26 protein-coding genes and 3 tRNA genes are annotated in these 21,933 nt (G+C 36.8%); 7 read left to right on the forward strand and 22 right to left on the reverse strand.

Going from position 1 to position 21,933, the window contains the following annotated elements; genetic code table 11:
* Positions 1–247: 247 nt before the first annotated feature.
* The 6 genes from TDE_RS08315 to TDE_RS08340 all read left to right on the forward strand — a co-directional run bounded on the left by TDE_RS08315 (position 248) and on the right by TDE_RS08340 (position 5,819).
* Positions 248–418: a DUF362 domain-containing protein gene (locus TDE_RS08315; protein ID WP_002670897.1), complete on the forward strand. Its 171-nt coding sequence runs from the start codon at positions 248–250 to the stop codon at positions 416–418.
* A 54-nt stretch (positions 419–472) separates the two neighbouring features.
* Positions 473–889 (forward strand): hypothetical protein, encoded by a 417-nt coding sequence (locus TDE_RS08320; RefSeq protein ID WP_002670896.1) that lies wholly within the window; start codon positions 473–475, stop codon positions 887–889.
* Positions 876–1,787, forward strand: coding sequence for a LysM peptidoglycan-binding domain-containing M23 family metallopeptidase (locus tag TDE_RS08325; RefSeq protein ID WP_002679456.1), 912 nt, complete (start codon positions 876–878; stop codon positions 1,785–1,787). The genes TDE_RS08320 and TDE_RS08325 overlap by 14 nt, the downstream gene beginning before the upstream one ends.
* 65 nt (positions 1,788–1,852) lie before the next feature.
* Positions 1,853–2,917 carry a lipid II:glycine glycyltransferase FemX gene (locus TDE_RS08330; RefSeq protein WP_002679457.1) on the forward strand — a complete coding sequence of 355 codons (1,065 nt, stop codon included), beginning with the start codon at positions 1,853–1,855 and terminating at the stop codon, positions 2,915–2,917.
* Between the two features lie 214 nt (positions 2,918–3,131).
* On the forward strand, positions 3,132–5,672 hold the full coding sequence (locus tag TDE_RS08335) for a penicillin-binding protein 1A (RefSeq protein ID WP_002679459.1): 2,541 nt from the start codon (positions 3,132–3,134) through the stop codon (positions 5,670–5,672).
* Positions 5,673–5,736: 64 nt separating this feature from the next.
* Positions 5,737–5,819 (forward strand) — tRNA-Leu (locus tag TDE_RS08340).
* A gap of 123 nt (positions 5,820–5,942) precedes the next feature.
* Here the strand turns inward: TDE_RS08340 and TDE_RS08345 are convergent.
* The 14 genes from TDE_RS08345 to TDE_RS08410 form a co-directional block, all read right to left on the reverse strand.
* Entirely contained in the window at positions 5,943–7,793 is a 1,851-nt protein-coding gene (locus TDE_RS08345; RefSeq protein ID WP_002679461.1) for an AMP-dependent synthetase/ligase, read from the reverse strand.
* A 314-nt stretch (positions 7,794–8,107) separates the two neighbouring features.
* A tRNA-Pro gene (locus TDE_RS08350) sits at positions 8,108–8,181 on the reverse strand.
* A 48-nt stretch (positions 8,182–8,229) separates the two neighbouring features.
* A complete protein-coding gene (locus tag TDE_RS08355) occupies positions 8,230–8,793 on the reverse strand; it encodes a chromate transporter (protein ID WP_002679462.1) in 564 nt (187 codons plus the stop codon).
* Positions 8,793–9,380, reverse strand: coding sequence for a chromate transporter (locus TDE_RS08360; protein ID WP_002679463.1), 588 nt, complete (start codon positions 9,378–9,380; stop codon positions 8,793–8,795). Before TDE_RS08360 ends, TDE_RS08355 begins: the two co-directional genes overlap by 1 nt.
* A gap of 24 nt (positions 9,381–9,404) precedes the next feature.
* Complete coding sequence (gene rsfS, locus TDE_RS08365; protein ID WP_002679464.1) at positions 9,405–9,764, reverse strand: ribosome silencing factor; 360 nt, start codon at positions 9,762–9,764, stop codon at positions 9,405–9,407.
* On the reverse strand, positions 9,764–11,005 hold the full coding sequence (locus tag TDE_RS08370; RefSeq protein WP_002669467.1) for an LCP family protein: 1,242 nt from the start codon (positions 11,003–11,005) through the stop codon (positions 9,764–9,766). Before TDE_RS08370 ends, rsfS begins: the two co-directional genes overlap by 1 nt.
* Complete coding sequence (locus tag TDE_RS08375; RefSeq protein ID WP_002679466.1) at positions 11,002–12,225, reverse strand: nicotinate-nucleotide adenylyltransferase; 1,224 nt, start codon at positions 12,223–12,225, stop codon at positions 11,002–11,004. The genes TDE_RS08370 and TDE_RS08375 overlap by 4 nt, the downstream gene beginning before the upstream one ends.
* Positions 12,222–13,370: a GTPase ObgE gene (gene obgE / locus TDE_RS08380; protein ID WP_002679468.1), complete on the reverse strand. Its 1,149-nt coding sequence runs from the start codon at positions 13,368–13,370 to the stop codon at positions 12,222–12,224. Before obgE ends, TDE_RS08375 begins: the two co-directional genes overlap by 4 nt.
* A 77-nt stretch (positions 13,371–13,447) precedes the next feature.
* Positions 13,448–13,699 (reverse strand): 50S ribosomal protein L27, encoded by a 252-nt coding sequence (gene rpmA, locus TDE_RS08385; protein WP_002669471.1) that lies wholly within the window; start codon positions 13,697–13,699, stop codon positions 13,448–13,450.
* Between the two features lie 29 nt (positions 13,700–13,728).
* Positions 13,729–14,115: a ribosomal-processing cysteine protease Prp gene (locus TDE_RS08390; protein WP_002679471.1), complete on the reverse strand. Its 387-nt coding sequence runs from the start codon at positions 14,113–14,115 to the stop codon at positions 13,729–13,731.
* Positions 14,116–14,120: 5 nt separating this feature from the next.
* On the reverse strand, positions 14,121–14,432 hold the full coding sequence (rplU, locus tag TDE_RS08395) for a 50S ribosomal protein L21 (protein ID WP_002669481.1): 312 nt from the start codon (positions 14,430–14,432) through the stop codon (positions 14,121–14,123).
* A gap of 179 nt (positions 14,433–14,611) precedes the next feature.
* Entirely contained in the window at positions 14,612–15,688 is a 1,077-nt protein-coding gene (locus TDE_RS08400; RefSeq protein ID WP_010956682.1) for an IS30-like element ISTde2 family transposase, read from the reverse strand.
* A gap of 122 nt (positions 15,689–15,810) precedes the next feature.
* Positions 15,811–16,830: a UDP-glucose 4-epimerase GalE gene (gene galE, locus TDE_RS08405; protein WP_002679490.1), complete on the reverse strand. Its 1,020-nt coding sequence runs from the start codon at positions 16,828–16,830 to the stop codon at positions 15,811–15,813.
* Between the two features lie 96 nt (positions 16,831–16,926).
* A complete protein-coding gene (locus TDE_RS08410; RefSeq protein WP_002679492.1) occupies positions 16,927–17,313 on the reverse strand; it encodes a desulfoferrodoxin family protein in 387 nt (128 codons plus the stop codon).
* 124 nt (positions 17,314–17,437) lie between these two features.
* Here TDE_RS08410 and TDE_RS08415 point away from each other — a divergent pair.
* Positions 17,438–17,511: transfer RNA gene (locus TDE_RS08415), tRNA-Val, on the forward strand.
* 121 nt (positions 17,512–17,632) lie between these two features.
* Here TDE_RS08415 and TDE_RS08420 read toward each other — a convergent pair.
* From TDE_RS08420 to TDE_RS13455, 8 genes are all read right to left on the reverse strand, one after another.
* The gene (locus tag TDE_RS08420) at positions 17,633–18,154 is read right to left on the reverse strand and encodes a hypothetical protein (protein ID WP_044971580.1); all 522 of its coding nucleotides are present in this window, start codon (positions 18,152–18,154) and stop codon (positions 17,633–17,635) included.
* Between the two features lie 115 nt (positions 18,155–18,269).
* Positions 18,270–18,854 (reverse strand): hypothetical protein, encoded by a 585-nt coding sequence (locus tag TDE_RS08425; protein WP_002679496.1) that lies wholly within the window; start codon positions 18,852–18,854, stop codon positions 18,270–18,272.
* A gap of 24 nt (positions 18,855–18,878) precedes the next feature.
* A complete protein-coding gene (locus TDE_RS08430; protein WP_002679498.1) occupies positions 18,879–19,454 on the reverse strand; it encodes a hypothetical protein in 576 nt (191 codons plus the stop codon).
* A gap of 38 nt (positions 19,455–19,492) precedes the next feature.
* A complete protein-coding gene (locus TDE_RS08435) occupies positions 19,493–20,158 on the reverse strand; it encodes an HD domain-containing protein (RefSeq protein WP_002679500.1) in 666 nt (221 codons plus the stop codon).
* A gap of 11 nt (positions 20,159–20,169) precedes the next feature.
* A complete protein-coding gene (locus tag TDE_RS08440) occupies positions 20,170–20,460 on the reverse strand; it encodes a DUF2087 domain-containing protein (RefSeq protein WP_002679502.1) in 291 nt (96 codons plus the stop codon).
* A 14-nt stretch (positions 20,461–20,474) separates the two neighbouring features.
* Positions 20,475–21,194, reverse strand: coding sequence for an HAD family hydrolase (locus tag TDE_RS08445; RefSeq protein WP_002679505.1), 720 nt, complete (start codon positions 21,192–21,194; stop codon positions 20,475–20,477).
* On the reverse strand, positions 21,166–21,495 hold the full coding sequence (locus TDE_RS08450; protein ID WP_002679507.1) for a class I SAM-dependent methyltransferase: 330 nt from the start codon (positions 21,493–21,495) through the stop codon (positions 21,166–21,168). Before TDE_RS08450 ends, TDE_RS08445 begins: the two co-directional genes overlap by 29 nt.
* Positions 21,496–21,516: 21 nt before the next feature.
* On the reverse strand, positions 21,517–21,912 hold the full coding sequence (locus tag TDE_RS13455) for a hypothetical protein (RefSeq protein WP_002679508.1): 396 nt from the start codon (positions 21,910–21,912) through the stop codon (positions 21,517–21,519).
* Positions 21,913–21,933: the final 21 nt, after the last annotated feature.

Below are 21,933 nucleotides of genomic sequence, written 5' to 3' on the forward strand. Positions count from 1 at the left end.
AATTTAAGTTTTTTTGTATAAACCCGATAATGTAATTAACGGTCGGGGTTATGACGGCATTATTTTGACATCCGGATGCCGTTTTTCTTAACCGATAATGATACGTTTTGAATCTTATTTCAAGAACGTTTAATTTAGAGATTGGCAAAAGTGCCAATCTCTTTTTTTTTACACCGCTTTTATATTGCCTTTTTTATATGTAAATGTTATAATAAAGATATAGAAATTTATGATAAGGAGTATGCAAATGGCTTATAAAATTTCTAACGAATGCACGAACTGTGCCGCGTGCGAAAGTGAATGCCCCGTAAACGCTATCAGCGAAGCCGGCGGCAAACACGTAATTGATGCTGATACATGTATCAGCTGTGGTGCTTGTGCAGGCGTTTGCCCTGTGGAAGCAATCTCAGAGGAATAATCGGCTTAAATTTTTAAGCGGGTTAAACCTTAATCACGAGTCCGGAGGGTTTTTATGAGTTTTGGAAAAATTATTAAGGGATACGGGTCCGTTTTTTTCGGCCTGTTGACCTTTTCGGCCATCGCCGGAGTGTGCGTACTTGCAGGTATTGCAGTAGCCTACCCCTTGTGGCTCTTAGCTGCTACAAATGTGAGTTTGTACACAATAATTTCCATAAGCATCTTTGTATGCGGGATTCTTTACCTATTGGTAAAAAAAGCAGTCAAGGCATATAAAAAAAGCCCTCGCGGACTCATCATTTCCATCTTAAAAAAAATAACCGTAATAGGCGGTCTTATCTTATGTATCAAATTGGTTTTGACATTTAATAAAATACCGGCATTAGTTGTACTTATTTTAATTTTTGTTATCTACGGTTTTTTAGCCTTCGGTATAGACCAATCAAAAAATAACGGTAATGAAGGCTTTTAAATTTCTATTTCTGTTCTTTTTTTTATCGGGCTCAATCTTAAAGGCCCAAGTCCCCTACCCTCAAATAGAAAAATTACATATTGACGATTATATCTTTGTTCAATATTGCGATGATGTAGCAGATGCACGCAAGGCTTTAGCCTTAGCCAAAACAGGAAATGAACTGCCTATCAGATTTTATACGTACAAGGCGAACAGTGAAGACACCATAATAAAAATCGCAGCACGTTGTTCTATTCCTTATGATGCAATCGTTACATTAAATAGAATTGAGTCAGTCCAAACAGACATTGCAGGACGGGTTCTGATTCTTCCGACAATGCCGGCGGTTTATCTTCCTGAAAAAGCCCTCTCAAGTATCGAAAAACTCACTGAAGCTCTTTTTAGAAAGAATAAAACGGAACCGCTAAAAATAAAAATATACGGCCCGGAAGAAAAACGGGAGATCTTTTGTTTTCCGGGAGAAATTTTTGACGGAACGGTAAGGGCCTTTTTCTTTATGCCTTTTTACCGTTTTCCTCTTAAAGATGCGGTTATAACTTCAAGCTTCGGAAAAAGGCAGGACCCATTTACAGGCAAGGCAAGTTATCATCCGGGAATAGACATTGCAGCTCCCACGGGAAGCCCTGTCATGGCTTGTGCCGCAGGCAGGGTAAAGGAAATATCTTATAACAAGGTTTATGGAAACTATATTATTTTAACCCATACCGACGGAAGAGCCAGCCTATACGGCCATTTGAGCAAGGTCTATGCGAGCTTGAATGAAACTATAAAATCGGGTACAATTATCGGTGCTGTGGGTTCTACAGGAATGTCTACGGGTCCGCATCTTCATTTTGAAATACATGAGCAAGGTATACCGAAAAATCCTGCCAATTTTGTAAATACACAAAAATAGGAAGTTATGATAAACAGTTCGGCAAAATTCAACCTCACTATTATCCGCTTATTATGGGAGTTAACATGAAAGAAACTAAGTTCTTAACCGATGAATACAAAGAAGAATTCGACAAGCTTGTATCTCATCCCATTCAATCATGGGTTTGGGGCGACTTTAAAAAAAGTATGGGAGCTGTGCCCGAAAGGATAGGTTTCTTTGAAGACGGAAAATTAAAAAACGGAATTCAGATTATTTTTTCTAAAATACCTAAGACTAATTATACGGTTGGTATAGCCTCAAAAACAATAATGCCGGAACAAGAACACATTGAAGCCTTAAAAGAGGCGGCAAAAAAACATAGAGCCGTATTTATAAAACTAGAACCGGATGTATTTAGTCCTGTACAAAAAGATAACTCTTTAGAAGAGACTTCTTCGGATGCAGGATTTTTAGAAGCTCCTATTGAAGACAAGAAAAAAATCTTGTTGAAAAACGGAGCAAAGAACGGAAAGCCTTTTTTTGAAAAATATAATTTTCTTTTAAATATAGAAAAAACCGAAGAAGATCTTTTAGCCTCTTTTCATTCCAAAACAAGGTATAATATCCGCCTTGCCGAAAAAAAAGGAGTAAGCATAATAGAGAAGAGCACGGAAGAAGGCATGGAAGATTATATAAGACTTATGGAAGAAACTACGAAAAGACAGGGCTTTTTTAACCATAACGGGGAATACTTTAGACGGATGTTCAAAATTTTTCCAAAAGATACCCTTAGAATATTCGAAGCCGTTTACGGAGATGAAGTTTTAACTGCATGGATTCTTTTTAAATTTAACGGAAAACTTTATTACCCATATGGAGCATCAAGCAATAGTCATAGGGAATTGATGCCCAATAACCTCATCATGTGGAAGGCTATTCAGTACGGGAAAAAGTTAAATTGCTCTGTTTTTGATCTTTGGGGCTGTTTAGGCCCAAACCCTGATACCGAAAATTCATGGTACGGTTTTCATAAATTTAAGGCAGGATATAATCCTCAGTTGGTAGAATACATAGGCACATTCGACTTTGTATATAAGCCTTTTATGTACAAACTTTTTAATCTTGCAGATAAAATCAGATGGATTATTTTAAAAAATAAACGCAGATAACTTTAAGTTTTTGTATCCTTAGCCGATAAATAAATATCGGCGGATGGTTCCCCTCCCACCCACCGTCCGCCGATAGCCTGATGGGCGGGCCGGTTTTTTAACCGGCTCTTTTTTTTATCAAGCCTTTTATGATAAAGACGGCCTTCTCTAATTTGCAAGCAAGAACAGTCTACCCACTTGTAAAAAACTTAAAATTATGTTCTTATATGATACTATGAATAAGCTGAGCAAAATAGTATATCTATACCTTATTTTGATTTTCTTGATCCTAGCCGGAGGAGCCTTTGCCCTAGGAAAAATGATGGCAATGACGGAAAATATAAAACAAAGCGAATTATTTGTCGACTTTAATCCGGCCCTGCCGTCAAGAATATTGGATATCAGGGGAGATCTCATCACCGAATTCTCATTAGACGAAAAGCGAGAGCTCATAAATTACGGAGACATTTCGCCCAACCTGATTGCAGCTCTTTTAGCCCGTGAAGACCGCCTATTCTATGAACACAAGGGTTTTAGAATAAAATCGATTATCAGGGCTATCATAGGACAACTTACAAGAAGATCATTAGGAGGCGGAAGTACAATTACTCAGCAAATCGCAGGTATTCTCTATTGCGACAGAACCGATAAAAGCGTAAAAAGAAAGATAAAAGAACTTTGGTGGGCTATCCAGATGGAAAGACGACACTCAAAAGACGAGATAATGATGCTCTACCTAAATGAAGCCTACTTTGGGGGCGGAACAAGCGGAGTAAGTGCGGCATCACGCTTTTATTTCGGGCATTCAGCCTCTGAACTTACACCTGCAGAAGCAGCCATCTTAATCATTCAGCTTTCAAACCCTACAAGATACAATCCTTTTAATTACCCGAACAGAGCAAAGGAAAGACAGGAAAATGTTCTTGAAGGGATGATAAACCTCGGCTTTATATCAAAGAAAGAGGCGGCGGAATCTTTTGAAGACTATTGGGCTAACTTTGACTATACCCGAATTGCCCTATCGGCATGGCTTACCCGCGAAGATAAGGCCAGATGGTTTTCGGAATATGTAAGGCGAGAAGTGGCCGACAATATGCTATACGGCACTATGAACCTTTATAAGGACGGATATACCGTACATACGACCTGTGATTTAAGGCATCAAGAAATAGCCGATAGAGAGTTTCAAAAATACATTGCAATAGCCAATGACAGGGTTTCGGCCTCAACCTCCACATCATTCAGTCAGGCGGAACAATACAGCAACCTGACAGCCCTTTTAACCCTTTGCTTCGGAATAGAATCCCTAAGCGTGGGAGAAAAACAGCTCAAGGTAAAAACTAATTCTTATTATCAAAACAAGCTGAACAGTACCATTGATGTACTCGCCCTAATGTGCGGTATAGACAACCTAAAAACTCTTACCAAACAATCGACAGCTAAAATGCAGGAAGTATTGATGGAAAGGGTGGTAGAAGGTACCTTTATCTCCATCGAAAATGAAACAGGATATATAACGGCCCTTATCGGCGGAAGCCAATACAGTGAAAGCAACCAGCTTATAAGGGCAACTCAATCAAAGCTTCAGGTAGGAAGTACAATAAAACCTCTGATATATTCTGCGGCCATTGACGAAAAGGTAATTACAGCCGCTACAAGAATGGATGATACTCCTCAGGTTTTTGAGTCTGCAGACGGAGTACAGTATATTCCGAATAACTATGGCGGAAAATGGAACGGCACTGTTCTGGTATATAAGGCACTACCCCTTTCATTAAATATTCCGGCTATAAAAACTCTCGAATTGGTAGGCTTTGATAGAGCCATAGACCGCATTGCCGCTCTTATGGGGATCACGGACCCTGTCGAAATTGATAAAACCTTTGAAAAGGTATATCCTTTGGCTCTCGGAATAAGCGCCGTAACACCTGTCCAACTTTTAAGAGCCTTTGCAGTCTTCGGAAATCAGGGGCGTGCCGTAGATCCGATAGCCGTAAGAGCCATCGAAAACCGGGACGGCGTTACAATCATGGATCCTGAACTTGACCTTAGAATTGAGCAAAGAAAGCGCGGAGCAGCTATGCAGGTAATAAGTCCGAGCAATGCCTTTATAATGACTGAGATTTTAAAAAAGACTATTACTCTGGGAACATTATTCGGTGCTTCTTCAGGCGGTAGTAAATTTGATTATAAAGATGAAAAAACAGGCAGAATATTTAGAATGCCGATGGCTGCAAAAACCGGAACAACGCAAAACTGGTCGGACTCATGGGCGGCAATATATTCTCCATACTACTCTGCTATTGTATGGTATGGATTTGACAGAGGCGGATATTCCTTAGGAACGGATAATGCCGGTGCTGCTCTTTCAGGTTATGTAGCGGCAAACTTTATGCGTGAAGTTCATAAAACTAAGCCCTTTAAAGACTTTGTAAGGCCCGAAAAAGGGGTAATAATGGTTGATGTATGTAAAAAATCGGGAATGCTACCTTCGGAAAACTGTACAGACGAAACCATTACCCTTCCCTTTTTATATGGAACAGAGCCGACCGAGATTTGTACGGAACATACAGCCGGTATAAAATTACGGGATATCGGTATAGACAGAATTAAGGGCTCAGGAATGGCTCAAGGAGAAGAAGAAATAAAAATAGACACAGCACCTATTGAAATAGATCCTTCAATTTTTATAGATCCTCCGGCAGGCGGTGAAGGCGCAACCAAAACTAAAAATACTGAGGAAGAGTCAACCGAAACGGAAAATCCATGGATATAAAATAAAATTAGTCTTATCTTGCTATTGACTTTTTTTTGATTATCTGATACAATCCATTTCAGTTGCGGCGGTGGTGGAATGGTAGACACGTCAGCTTGAGGTGCTGATGCCTTAACGGGTGTGCTGGTTCAAGTCCAGTTCGCCGCAAAAAAAAGAACTCAAATATTGAGTTCTTTTTTTTTACATAATTGTTTTTAAACATAAAAAAGCCCTTATAAGAAAATCATCTTATAAGGGCTTTATACTAAAGCTTTGTATAATTTTTAATGCTTATTTAAAGAGCTCGTATATTTCGTTGCGATAAAGCTGATTTATCTTATGACGCATCATCTCGCCTTTTGCAGACAATTCCCTTCCTGCCTGAAACTCTTCCGGAAGCAGAACAATCTTATTTATCCTTTCAAATAGTTTAAATCCTGTTTTTGAGTTAACCAGCTCTGCAACTTCAGCTTCATACATTTTCTGTACATTAGAGTCATGTATAAGCTCAGTAACAGGTACATTTCGTAATCCGTTATTTGCAGCCCATGATTGGAGGTTTTCTTTATGAACAACTATCAAAGCACCCAAAGACCTTTGGTCTTGTCCCAAAACAACAGCTAGTGAAATTAATGGAGACTCTTGCAGTTTTACCTCAATCGGTACAGGCTCGATGTTTTCGCCGCCCCTTAAAACTATAGTATTTTTTTTGCGGCCTTTAAGGATTAATTCTCCGTCAACTGTCTTTATTGCAAGGTCACCCGTATCAAACCATCCGTCCTTATCGATAACTTCCGCAGTTCTTTCCGGATCCTTATAATAACCCTTTGTTACGGCATCACCGCGCACGAGGAGCAAGCCTTTTCGATTATGAGGCAATTCTTTTCCGTTTTTGTCGATGATTTTTGACTCAAAACACGCAAGCGGTTTACCCAGTGTTCCGAACACAGGTTTAGGCATCGGACGAACCGAAATAACGGGAGCAGTCTCGGTAATACCATAACCTTCCATTACATTTATACGGATAGCCCAGAAAAATTCGTCAACATTGGGAGGCAATGCCCCTCCTCCTGAAACGCCTGCTCTAAAACATTTACCGAACTTTTTACGAATCGCGCGGTAAATAAGAAGATCTCCGATGTAATAAAGAGGAGCTATACACAAAAGAGGAAGTACGGCCAAGATTGGATAGATTACCTTAGTTTTTCGCTGAAAGTGAGGACATTGTCCGGTTACCCTGCGCTTTAAACGCATTGTCTTTATTCCGACTTCAATAAAGAACAAGAAAAGATAGTAAAGAGGCCGCCCTCTTTTTTTCATAGCCTTAAAGATACCGTCATAAACAGCCTCCCAAATTCGCGGAACAGAGGGAAAAAGAGTCGGATTGATTTTGACCATGTCTGCTAAAAGAACGCTTCCTATCGGCTTTGAATAAGCAATAGTACCGCCTGAAATGATTATAACATATTCGCAAGCCCTTTCAAAGGAATGCCAAACCGGAAGAACCGAAATTGCTTTTTGGCCGGGCTTAAGAATAATCCTATCCGGAAGCTCCATAAGCTGAGTCATAAAGTTTCTATGGGTCATAGTAACACCCTTAGGATTGCCCGTAGTACCTGATGTAAAAATTATTGAAGCCAAATCATCGGTATCTACATTTTCGGCATATTCTTCAGGTTTAAATTTACCTTCAATCCTAGCCGACTTACCCAAGTCAATAATATCGGCATATGTATGGAATTCGATTTTCCTTTCTTTTAGATTGAATTCTTCTTCAAGCTTTTTAAAATCAACATTATCAATACTGATTATAGACTCCAGCAGGGGAATTTCTGCCAGATGGACAAGGACTTTTCGAATTTGAGCTTCATTTTCTAAAACGGCAAATTTACACTCCGAAAAAGAAAGAATGTGGGTAATTTCCTGCTCGGTAGCATCGCAGCCGCGCGGAACATCGGCAGCCCCGATATTCATAATACCGAAACTTGCATGAAGCCATTCTTTGCGGTTGTCGGCTATAAGACCTATATGGTCTTTGGGTCTTGCCCCTATGGAAAGCAAGCCTGCCGCAAAATCAAGCGCCGTTTCATAAAGCTCTTTGTAAGAAAGACTTTTAAATTCCTTATCTTCTCCCTTAAACATTTGAGCTCTTATGCTAGGGTATTTTTCCGAAATCCGTTTTAATAATAACGGTAGTGATTTGTCTAGAGTTCTCATGCTATAAATGCTATCATAAATGTAAGAATATATCAATATATAAAGAAAAAATTAATAGTATTTAGACTTGAAACAGCAGTTTCGGCAGCATCTCCTTCATTTACAGGAAGTTTTAAAGGAACCGGAGCCGAAGCAACACTAAAACTTGTTTTCGGATATTAAAAAATAAGGGGCGATCTTAAACGACTGCCTTTTTTTATGGGCAAAAAAAAACTTCGTTTTAAAAAAACGAAGTTTTATCGGGCAACCCGGATTTGAACCGGGGACCCCAAGTCCCCCAGACTTGTACGCTAACCAACTGCGCTATTGCCCGTAACGACAGCTATAATATAGCAAAATACAAAAAATGTCAATAGGTCTCTCATAAAAACAGAACACCGAATATTGCTCCGGCTGCAACCAAAACTATAGGATGGAGCTTTTTAAAGAAAATACTTACAAAAAATAGAAGCCAAAAGAATACGAACTGTTTTATATGTACGATGTCTGCGAGCTTACCGCTTGCTCTAAAAGCCGAAAGGTTTAAAATGGAAATATTTATTACCTGCCAACAGGCTACAGTAATCATGCCGACAGCACCTGCCCTTAAGCCGTAAAAACTTTTTTTTACCAAGGGTTTCTCTTGAAATGATGAAGCAAAACGGGCTATCAAAACTATAACTACCAGTGACGGAAGAACAATACCGGTAGTTAAAACTACACTCCCTAAAACACCGTAAAGTTCATAGCCGATATAGGTTGCCATATTAATCCCCATCGGTCCAGGTGTAGATTCCGAAATAGCAACCATTGCAAAAAAATCTTCGGAACTTATGAGCCCGCGGGGAATCAGTTCTTGCTGCATGAGGGTAATAGCAACAAGACCTCCGCCTATAGTACAAAACCCTATGTACATAAACAAAAAAAACAAACCAATCAAACTCATCAGAATTCTTCTCCCTTATTTTTTTTTAAAAGCCGACTTGATTTGATTGTTTGAAAAAGCCATCCGGAAAGGGCCGAGCCGATTACTATCCAGACACCCTGCACCTTAAAAGCAAACATTAGAACAAATGAAAGAGCTGCTATTAAAAATGTACATAGATCGAAAACCGTTTTTTTCCCAAAAGAAAAAACTGCTTTTACCAATAACACGGAAACCGCAACATTTATTCCCTTTAAGGCTTTTTGAACCCAGACTAATTCGTTAAAATTTGAAACAAAGGCTGCTATGAGGCTAATGATTATAAGGGAAGGAAAAACAATTCCCGATGTAGAAAAAATAGAGCCTATCAAACCGCCTCTTTTGTATCCGACAAAGGTGGCAACATTTACCGCTATAACGCCGGGGGTACTCTGCCCTATTGCAAAATAATCTAAAATCTCATCCTCGGTAAGCCAGCCCTTCGAATCAACCAAGTCTCTTTTTAAGATGGGCAACATGGCAAGACCGCCTCCGAAAGTTACAAGCCCTATCTTAAAAAAACTTGCAAAAAGAGAAGCATAGGTTTTAAAACGATTTGCTTTGTTCATTTTTACATCTTCTTATCGGAAAGATTAGTCTTCAAGAATATTTTTTGAATCAAACCAAATTTTTTCAAGGCTGTAAAAATTACGTGCCGTTTCGCTCATAAGATGCACAACAATACCTCCCAAATCTATAAGTCTCCACTCATCGCCGTCAGGTGATTTACGTTTGGTATGATATTCTTCCAAATTGTGTTCAGGTAAAAATTCGTACACTCTTTTTTCCAAGCCGGCTGAATGAGCAGCGCTTGTTACGGTACAAACTACAAAAAAATCCGTCCAAATGTTTTTATCCCGTAAGTCCAAGACAACAACATTTTCGCCCTTAAAATCGCGCAATAATTTTCCAAGCTCCAAGGCCGGAGTATAAAAGTCAAAATTTTCTATCATTAGTTTTTATCCTTATCATTTTCATCGCTATCTTTTTTGTCCTCTTTTTTCTCGACAACAAAAAAGCCGTTAAAGTCCGAACCCAAAATCAGGGTAAAGTCAACATTGGTTTCACTTCCGTATTCCCCTTCGGCCGGAAGCTGCGTAGTCTGAATATTTTTACATCTTATAACCTTTGCAACAATTTTAGCTACTGAAGGGTTTCCGATTCTATCTATCAAAACCGTTTCAGCCACAGGATTCTCGGAGTTGCCTATACTGACAACATCATAGGCAAAGCTTTGATAAAGCTCGGAGGTACTTTTTGCAAGGCCTTGCACATTCGTTCCGTTTAAAATTTCCAAGGCATAGACCCGCTCAAGGGCGGAAGAATCATCGGAAGCCAATACTGCAATTGTCTGGCGGATAATTTCTTTTATCTGCTGCCCCTCCCTAAACGGAGTTAAAAGGCGCTTGTCTTCGATAATTCGGACAGCTCCTGTAAGCCTCTGCGGAACCAAACGTTCGGAATCCATCTTGCTTATGGATTCAAGCAAATTTTTTAAATCGGAACCGGCAACATTCGATTTAAAATTACCGCTTAAAACCGAAAACCTTTCCTTAGAAAAAATCTCAGGAGAATTATCGTTTATAGCCCTAAAAAGAGCCAGAACAGCTTTTTGTTTTCTTGCAGCGGACTCTCCTTCAGCATCCAAGTCATCCTCATAAACAAGGAAATCCCTTATTTTATCTCCATCAAGAGAAACGGAACCGGACGGCAAAAGAACATGCGTATTATCGTTCTCTATATCTACCGGAGAAGGAATAAATACGGAAAGACCTCCGAGCATGTCGGTCAGCATAGAAAAGTTCTCAAGATTACATGTAAGATAAAAGGGCACGGAAATACCTGCAAGTTTTTCTATTTCGGCCTTAAAGCTAGATATACCCTTTTCGGTGTAAACGGCTCCTATTGCATCCGTGCGGTTTAAGGATTGAATAATTAAGCCTATATTTGCCGGTACATCGAACATAGCGGCCCTTTTCGTTTCAGGATAATAGGCCAGTATACTTATCGAAATCGGAACACCCTTGTCTTCAACCACCAAAAGAACTTTTAAAATCTTATCGGAGGAAAGATAATCTTGAACGGTATCTCTTTGCATTTTTATAAGAACCAAAACAAAGGAGGTAATTAAAACGATAAGAATTACTAAGAGGAATAGAATATTTTTTCCGGTATCCATGAGTTTTATTTTCATTTTTTAAGCTCCTTTTGTATTTGTTCATACATTTTTTTTGTTTCGGGATGAATACTTGCTCCCTTTTTTTTGATATAGGCAAGGTTCCAATCCAAAACTGCAAGCATCAACTCATTAAGAGAAGAAGATTTTACCATATTCCTAAAGTTTTCGGTATCGGGACGGCCCGGTTCTATCTTATCGGCTATGTAAATAATTTTTCCCAAGGCATCGATTCCTTCATAGCCGAAGGTGTGAAAAGCAACAGCTTTTAAAACGGACTCATCATTGATGCCGAATTTTTTTTGTAAAACTATGGCAGAAGCCCTTCCGTGCAAAAGATTTAAGCGGTTCTTTTCGACATTGTCTATTCCAAGCCCGTCAGCTTCTACAAGTTTAACCAGCTCTTCATCGGAACATTTTTTACAGATATCATGAGCAAGGCCTGTAAAATATGCAAGAGCCGGTGATACGCCTTCCTTTTTATACTCTTTTGCAAGATGCCGTGCATATTCTGCAACACGCACGGAATGAGCATAGCGGGATTCGGTTAAAACGCTTTTTGCAAAACGATCTATTTCTCGTGTTTTTAATTCAATATCGGAGGTATCCATTAAAGCCGAAACACCTAAAGCTAAAACGCCTTTTTCTTTATAAAGCCCGTGCTCTATAATATAATCGTAAACTCCCTTGGGCACAAGGGAGGAAAAATCTTTATTTTTTAAAACCGCATCTCTGATTTGGGTTGACGAAATATTTAAGATTTCGTTTTTAAGCTCCTTGACGGAAGCCCTTGCCGGTTCGGTATTTAAGGGATCAAAAGAGCCTTTAAGGCCTGTTCTTTTCCCGATAATTATGTCGGTCTTCTTTATAATTTCTTCCGCATCCTTCCAGCGGAAAAAATTCTCTTTTAAATCGTCCCCGATAATTAGGCCTATTTTTCCTTCGATATCGGGAAATTTTTGATAAAGATAATTTATCGTATCTATCGTATAAGAAACGCCCTGCTTTTCAATCTCGTAGAGTTCGCAGTACATGTAGGGCTTATCCGCAATAGCAAGGTCTATCATCTTAAGTCTATCTTCAACTTCCGTATACTTACAAAAAAGTTTAAAAGGAGAAATATAGGCCGGAACAATAGCAATCTTATCATAGGCTAATTCTTTATAAGAGTGAAAAGCTAAATTTAAATGTCCCAGATGTATGGGATTAAAAGAACCGCCTAAGATTGCCAATCTCATTTTTTAGGTTTCCTTTTACGGCTTAGGCTGACCGTTGCTCCAAAGTGTTCATCATCGTTTTTTTCTTCGTAAGAAACATCATCGAGCTCTGCCGTCATAAAATTTTTATTTTGGCCGTATGGGTCAAGACTTTCTTTTTGAGGTTTTGTTTTTTGCATTTCATCGGCCAAGCGGATAAAGGCTTTTTTTACCTCTTCCAAGCCCCATTCATTGTAAAGCGAAATACCTAAAATTTCCTGATCGGGGATTGCATTTTTAAGCTCAGTAAATCTTTCTTTTGTATCGGGTAAATCCAATTTTGTGGCAATTATAATTCTTTTCTTTTGAGCCAATTCTTTTGAATAGCTTTCCAATTCTTTACAAAGAATATCGTATGCCCTTAAATAGTTATCGTCTGAAAGGTCTATTAAAAAGGCGAGACCTGCAGAACGGGCTATGTGCTTTAAAAATCTGATGCCTAGTCCTATACCCTCGGAAGCCCCCTCAAGGATTCCCGGTATGTCGGCAATGATGACATCTCTTTCTTCGTCTACACGCAAAACTCCGAGGTTCGGAATTTTGGTGGTAAAGGGATATGGAGCGATTTTAGGCCTTGCATTTGTAAAATAGTCGAGAAGTGAAGATTTTCCTGCGTTGGGAAAACCAACCAAACCTATATCGGCTATTATGTTAAGCTCGACGATTATTTCTCTTGTCTCCCCTTCTTGTCCGGGAAGGGCGGTTTTAGGAGCCTGATTTGTGGAGGTCTTAAAATGACAATTTCCCCAACCGCCGTTTCCACCTTTGAGAAAAACAAAGCGGCCTTCTTCAGCATCTCCAAAATCCAAAATAGTTTTTCCCGTTTCCGGGTCTTTTATAACACAGCCGGGAGGAAGAGGTATTATGCAGTCATCGCCTTTTTTACCGAAACGTTGAGAGCCTTCCCCTCCCCCGCCGTTTTTTGCCTTGTACACTCTTTTATGTCTCAAATGAACCAGAGTTCTCATGTTGCGACGTATTTCAAAGATAAGGTCTCCGCCTCGGCCGCCGTCCCCTCCTGAGGGGCCTCCCATGGGAACATACTTTTCCCGCCTAAAGGCAATGCATCCGTTGCCGCCCTTTCCTGAGGAAACTCTTATTTTAGATTCATCTGCAAATTTTACCATAATTAATCTTTTTTCCTACAAAAAAAGCCGGCAAAAACCGGCTTTCAGATTTATACATTTTAAGCTCGAAGGCAAAATTATTTTGCTTCGATAGATGCGAGTTTTCTACCCTTTCTTTCATGGTAGGTAACTACACCGTCAGCTTTTGCAAATAATGTATAGTCTTTTCCGCAGCCTACATTGTTACCCGGATGGATTGAAGTACCTCTCTGGCGAACCAAAATTGAACCGGCCGATACTTCTGTTCCGCCGTAAACTTTAACACCCAAATATTTAGGATTGGAATCTCTTCCGTTTTTTGCACCGCTGCCGCCCTTTTTACGTGCCATAATAATCCTCCAAAAAAATTATCAAAATCTTACTCTATCTGTAAATCCAAACAATCGGGATATTCGGCTTCAATAGCCATTAAACCTATTGTTAAAAATTCCAGTAAATACTGCAATCTGGGCTTATCATCTCCTGAAAAAGCTGTTATCTTTGCCGAAAGATAGCCCGGATTATCAGCCCGTATTTCGGCCTTTAAGCTTGAACTCTCTTTTTGAGCCGAGCTTAAGCTTAAAACGGCCGTTTTAAGCAAAATGGTAACGGCGGCACAAACTATATTGCCGCCTTTTTCCGGCTTGCCGTCATTATCGCCAAAATCAGCGTGGTCGCTGCCGGCGTAGTTGCCTCCTGCATGGCCTGACGACTCAAAGGCCGAAAAACAGTTTTCAGCATTTGAAAGAAGCCGAATTTTTACCACTTGTCTTATCCGACAATATTGTCAACAGTAATACAGGTATGAGCCTGTCTATGTCCTTGGGTTCTGTGGTAGTTCTTTTTAGCCTTATGCTTGTAAACAATAATCTTTCTTTCTCGGAAAGAATCGCCTACGGTTGCAGAAACCTTAGCTCCGCTTACGTAGGGAGTTCCTACAGTAACCTTATCTCCATCGCTGATCAAAAGAACGGTGTCGATGTCGATTTTGCTTCCGCTTTCTGCAGAAAGCTTATCAACTACGAGCTTTGCTCCTTTTTCAGCCTTATACTGTTTGCCTTTATACTCAATAAGTGCGTACATCTTAATACCTCATAAAAAAACTTTTGCCGGCATATTAACGGGTTTATACCGAACAAATTTAAACACTAGGGAGGAAGTATAGCAAAAAACCGCATAAAATGTCAATAGGCCTGATAAATAATTATGTCTGTGTATAAATTGTAAGAGGTATTGCCCAAAAAATACCATTTTTATGAAATTCATGTATACATTTGATTGGCCGTTTTATAGCCAAACATCCGTCTAGGATAATTATTTATCCAATTCTCTACTTGTTTTATTTGTATGTCACTATATTTACTTATATCTGCTCCTTTTGGTATAAAGCGTCTAATTAATTTATTAGCATTCTCATTGCTTCCTCTTTCCCAAGAACTATAAGGATGTGCATAATAACAAGTTGTCCTTTTTTCTCCTTCTTTTAAACAAGAGGTTTCAAGGCCTTCTTGGTCTAAAAATTCAGTCCCGTTATCCATGGTTATGCTTTTAAATATTTCTTTAAACTCATCTTTATATTTCATCTCAAGCATATCTATATTTTTTTTAATACTTTCCTGTTTTTTATCGGGGATTTTAAATATTAATTCTTTTCTAGTAACTCTTTCAGTCATAACTTGTAAGCAGCATCTTCCTTTACCTATCACCAAATCCATTTCCCAATGTCCTTTTTCCTGTCTTTTATTTATCTGTTCACTTCTTTGTTCAATACTGCGTCCTTTTATGTTGTTTTTAGCAATTTTGCTTATTTTTTTATATTTTCGTTTAGTTTTATTGCGTTTTACAGGTAAATCTTTGTTTGTAAGCCTAGAAAAATCCCCTCTGTCTATCATATTGTATACAGTTTTGGTGCATATCATAACCGGAAACTGTAAGCCTAGTTCTTTTATTTGTCCTATAGCGGCATCAGGAGAAAATTTATTATCCGCTATACATGTTTCCAAATAATGTAAAAGTTTTTTATCCTTACCTATTTTTAAACCACGGCCTTTTAGTAATTTCATTTTATCGGCTCTTTGTTGTCCTTTTCGTGCCGAGTAAACTGTCTTTTCAAGATAGTCAGGAACTTTTGGATTACGGCTTACATATGGATTTTCTGTTACTTTTATTACCATTCCCCTTTTTATCTCCCTCTGTATCGTTCTTCTATCCCTATTTAAAGACTGTGCAATTTGCCTTGCATTATAGTCGCTTTTGAATAATGCTTCTATCGCATATCTTTCTTTTTCGCTAAGGTGTTTCCATTTTTTACTTTTTATGGTATCATTCTTCTGGTTCATCTGTTCCCCATTATCTTTGTTTTTCCTAATTTCATTATAATGGTTTTTTGGTTCAGATGAACCTTTTTTATTTATTTTTAGGGCAATTTATTTTACAACTTACCATAATTATGTCTGTGATTTTACACAAAGCCTTCGGGGTGTTTTTTATACCAAGCCCAGCCGTCTTTGCACATTTCTTCAAGGTTGTATTTTGCCTTCCAGTTAAGCTCTTTGTTGGCCTTGTCGGGGTTTGCACAGGAACGCGGAACATCTCCTGCACGGCGGGCAGCCGGTTTAACGGGAAGATCGATACCGGAGGCTTTTTTAAAGGCGTTTACTATGTCTAAAACCGAATAACCGATTCCTGTTCCGAGGTTATAGACATCAAAGCCCTTAAAACCTGAGGCGATTTTTTCTATGGCGACAGTATGTCCCGACGCAAGATCCAAAATATGGATATAGTCGCGGATACAGGTACCGTCAGGGGTGTCATAGTCGTTTCCGAAAACGTTTAAATGAGGCAGTTTGCCCAAAGCTACTTGAGCGATATATGGGAAAAGGTTATTGGGAATACCGGAAGGAAGTTCCCCTATATCGGCACTTTTATGGGCTCCTATGGGATTAAAATAACGCAAAGCAATAATACTCAAATCCTTATCCGAAAAGGCCGTATCCTTTAAAATTTCTTCGGACATAAGCTTTGTTCTTCCGTAAGGATTTGCAGCAGAAATAGGAGAATTTTCAGGTATTGGCACAACTTTTGCGTCGCCGTAGACTGTAGCCGAAGAACTGAATATAAAATTTTTTACCTTGTGCTCCTGCATGGCAAGCAAAAGATTGACAAGCCCGGAAATATTGTTTTCATAGTATTTTAAGGGCTTTTCTACGGACTCCCCTACGGCCTTATATGCGGCAAGGTGAATTACTGCATCAATAGAGGTACTTTTAAAAAAGTTAAAAAGCTTTTCCTTGTCCTTTATATCTATTTGTACAAGCTCCAATTTTTTAGAGCATATTTTTTCCAATACGGGAATTATTTTAGGTGAAGAATTAGAAAAATTATCCAAAATAATAGGCTCATAGCCTTTTTCGCATAAATCTGCAACGATGTGGGAGCCTATAAATCCGGCTCCTCCTGTAACCAATACTCTTTTAATCAAAATTAACCCCTAAAAATTAAACTTACACACTCAAACACAAATAAGGCCTCCTAAAAATAAACCTTTACTTTTAGAAGGCCGACAAAAACTTAAACCTTATTTGCCTGACCAAACGCCGTGAAGATTACAGAATTCGTAAGCTTCAATAACCTTGTCATCTGAAGTTAAGGAGAATTCAACTTCTGGAGCACCTGTAACGGCTAACTCCTTAAATTGAAGGCCTTTTTCCGTCTTGAGGCACACCCAAGCTATATGATGCTCTTCGGTCATAGGATGGGCAACGGAGCCTACTTTGACCTTCACGGTGTTTCCGTTTACTTCAACTACAGGCACGTGCTTTTCTTTTGCAGCATCAACACTTCCGATTTTAACGGCTGAAAGTTTTTCCCCGCAGCATGAAACTTCAGCATCAGGACAGCAGTCAATTCCGATAATAGTTCCTTTTTTCTCTTTACATAAAAAAAAGCTTATTTCTTTGCTCATTAGTCATACTCCTAAAATTTATGAATTTACAGAATAAAATCCGCAATACACATAATATAACAAAAAAAGGGCTTGACGTAAAGTCAAAAATACGATATTATCTGACTATCTTTAAAGAATTTAAGGGCAATTAGCTCAGTTGGTTAGAGTACAAGCATGACACGCTTGGGGTCACTGGTTCGATTCCAGTATTGCCCATTTTTATAAGTCTATATCCAATATAGACTTACAGGTTTTCAATCCCCTTGGAGACTTCACTTTCTTTTCTCTTTTTGATGGGCTGTCGCATAAAATGTCGTACAAATCATTATAAACTTTATTAACTATTCTTCATTGCGACCCCGACTATTACCGGAACTATTTGCAGGGCAAAGGCTATAAAAAGAGAAATCAATATTCTTGGCATAATGCGTGCTTTCCGAACAATTTTTTGTAATTTGATTAAGTCTTGTGATTCTCCCGTTAAATCTAAATTGGAAAATTCCAAAAAACTTTGTTGATATAAATATATATCGGAGCCGTAAAAACCTCGTGGAGGCATACCCGCACCAAATTTGATAAAGCCTTCCAACAAAGCATCACAAAGACCTTCGTGCCTTCCTGTCGAACTAAGATGAACAATAATTTCTTGTACATTTGAATAGGTTTTATGCTCACACACTACAAGATAAATCAAAAAAAACGCACCTAAAACCCAAACAATAATAGGTATAAAAACAAAATCTAAATAATATGAATTTATGCCTACCAATATCTCAATGAATATAATCGTTGTTATTAATCCCATATTTAAAAAACAGGTATCAAGTGAAATCATATATTTTTTGACACCCCTAATCATTAAAAACAGAGAAAGAAAAAAAACAACACTTAAAAAAATAATTAAAAATATCAATTTATTTCAACTCCGTTATTAGTACTGAAACTCTTATGGGTAAATATTATTTTTTGATAACTCATAAAAATTTTATACCCATATGAGTCATCAAAACAGCTAATACTAAAATACAACAAATAAACACAAAAATATAGCTAAAAAACATATTCATTATTATTGAAAAAATAAGGAAAACATTATTAAATACACCTTGTTTTTGCACTTTACCTAAAGGCGTAATTTCTATAGGAAGCTCAATACTTATACCCATAAATTCATAAAAGAATACTTCTATATTTTTATCTGAATCATAATTCCCAATATATATCACAGCATTATCAGGATAATTATTTAACTTAAATTTATAACTATCTTCACTATTTAAACGGTTTTTAATATTTTTAAAATATAAATCTTCTTCATTTTTAAATTTATCTTTATGTATTATGCCTCCATAAAGAAAGGATCCATTTCCTGAAAAACTCACAAAGATATAATTATTATTTACAAAATAAACTTCAAAATCCTGTATTCTATCTATAAAATAAGATTCTGCCTTGTTATTATTATTTAAGTAAATACTTGTAAATATTATAATCAGTATTAAGCTAAGAGTTAGTATCAATAAAAGAAAATAAAGTTTTTTAAACTGTAATTTTAACATAGCAGCTACTAAATTACTCTTATATTAAAATTCTCTTTTAAAGCTATAATATTTCACGGTTTCAAATTCTTTCAATGACTTAGGATCAATATAAATTCCTATCAGTATTTTCTCTAGCATCAATTTTATATCAAAGGCTTCACGAATCGACAAGTAAGATCCGGTTATTTCATCTATTTTTATCACCTGCACAATTTTTTGAGTGCCTATATCTATAAAAATAAATTTTTCAAAACCGTCACTGCAAACCAAAATATTATCATCAGGAAACACCGTCAAAATATTTTCAATAAAATTCGATATTGATTTTGTCTTAGAATTATAGATATATGAACCATTAAAAGGGGATCCAAAAGGAATATATATTTCTATAATGTCATTTCCATACCAGAACACTTGCGGTCCATAATAACATTCAGTTTCAATAATTAATATTTCTTTGTTATCTTCAATAAAATAATATTTTCCACTACCATGATACTCATCGCCTCTGTATATAACAACATTTCCATTTAACGGGTTTATAAATTTTGCTTCGTAAGAATAGACACTTATAATACACAAACTAAAAAAAATCAAAAGTAAAAATGTTTTTTTCATATTCACTCCATCAAATTAACAGAATTTGATTGTAAGGCTTACATATCTTTTAAATCCCATTCATTTAAAAATTCCAAAATAAAGTCTTTCATATACGATTCTCTTTTTTCTGCAATTTTTTTTGCCGTATCGGTACTCATCAAATCTTTAATATAAAATAGCTTTTCATAAAAATGGTTAATTGTAGTCGATACATGATTTTGATATTCCTCTTTTCCCATACCCATACGGGGCCGGATAGACGGATCATAGATTGGTCTATTATGGCTTCCGCCATAAGCAAATGCTCTTGCTATCCCTATCGCACCTAAAGCATCTAATCTATCTGCATCTTGAACGCACATCCCTTCAATTGAAGACGGCTTATTAGAATCTTTACCGGTAAACGAAACTTCTTCAATAATAGAAACAATAGTTTTACATAGAGCATCGCTTATTTTTTTAGATTTCATGAATGAAACAGCTCTATCTTTATTTGCAGTTGTGTGCGGCGAAAGTTTGCGGTCATCTACATCATGTAATAAGGCCGCCAATTGAACAATAAAAATATCGGCAGTTTCCTTTTCCGCAATGTAAGTTGCCGTACGAAACACTCTCATTGTATGAAAAAAATCATGACCGCTAAAATCTTCTCTAAATATACTTTCTACATATTTTTCCGCATCGTGAATGATTTTTACTTTAAATTTTTCTTCACCAGTCATAATAATATCTTTTAAATTATAATTTTATTGGTATTAACCCAATATTCTTTACAATCAGGTGTCCGCTCCAATAAAAATTTATCAAAAAGTTCACGTCTTAATAGAGCATGGTCATTGAATGTGTGCCAAGTTTTTAAGACTGCATTCACTTCAACTTCAGAATATTTTTTATTAGGATCGAATTTTCCTTGCAAATATTTTAAGACATTTATTTTATCATAAGTTTTCTTGGGCCATCTGACAATACGGCCTTCTTCATCAAGAAATTGTGAAATTTGTTCTTTTAAAATCGGTAAATTCATAAAACTATTTTTATTTAATTATCAATAAGTTCCATAAAATTATTTATATAAAAATCGGCTTGATGTTGTTTATACTTTTTATCTTTATCGTATAAACAGGTTTTTAATCCTACGGCTTTTGCACCTATAACATCGACTTTTTCATTATCGCCCACCATAAGCGTTTCTGAAATTTTTGCATTTAGCGACATAAGAGCTCGTAAAAAAATAGAAGAATGAGGCTTCATATAGGTATTTTCATAACTGAAAGTATAATTATCAATAAATAAATCAAGCCCCTCTCTCTTAAAAATTTCAAGATATATTTCTTTGGGGTACATAATGTTTGAAACAACACCGATTTTACACTTCTTTTCTTTTAAAAATTTAAGGCAATCAATCACTCCTTCATTCGGATGAGCATAATTATAAAAATCAAGATAATCTTTTTTCAATATCTCAATAATTTCATTATAAGAAATATGTATACCCAACTCTCCAAATTTTAAAAACAAGGCTTCACAAATACGGTATTCCAGTCTTTTAATTTTACGCTCTTTTTCAACATAGTCATACCAAGGTAAAATAACTTCTTTGTCTATTTTATCGGCAATAGACTGTCCATAGATACCAGAGATATGACTAGTCATGCGTTTATGACCGTTTTTAAGTATTTCACTTTCATTCCATTTCGAATTATGGAATTCCAATAAGGTAGAACCCATATCAAAAAGGTAAGATGTATATTGCTTCATTTAATGCATCTCCCTGATAAGAAATAATATTTTCAATGCCGACGCTGTTGTTTTTCAGCACTTCAAGATTGGTCTCTACTAATTCAACAGCTGTAACATTATATCCTTCTTTTGCCAAGGCAATGGAGTATCTACCCGTACCGGCACCAATCTCTAATATCTTCGCTCCGGTTTTTGCATACCGATGAATATAGTTCATTGTAGTGATATACTCCAACTGCCCCTGACGGCTTCTGTTTAGCCTGCTGTCTTCATCGATATCATCATAAAACGACCTTAGTATTTCTATTCTTTTACTCATAAGCAGCTATACGCAATCCTTTTATTGATATATATTACATCTAAAATAATTGTCTTCAATTTTTATTATATCAACAATTTTTTCATATTCAAAGGCTTTTTTAAATTCATTATATATTTCTTTATTTTCAAATATATCTCCAGATGAATTATATAAAATATCCAAATTATTATTTTTATCATAAATTATAACACTATAATTATCTAAAAATCCTGGATCCCATATAATTCCTACATAATTATCAAATATTCTTATATTTTCATTTTTTGTATTATCAGCGATATATCTATCAAGTTCTTTTTTATATTTTGTAAATTCTATTTTTAGGGCAATTTTTTCAGATATCTGATTTTTTATTATTAGGAAACTAAACAAAGTGGAAAATAGAATTGGCAGTAAAAAAAAATAATTTTCCAATTTTTTTTGTTTTTATAATAT

Origin of the sequence: Treponema denticola ATCC 35405 (genome assembly GCF_000008185.1) — a bacterium.
Classification (GTDB): domain Bacteria; phylum Spirochaetota; class Spirochaetia; order Treponematales; family Treponemataceae; genus Treponema_B; species Treponema_B denticola.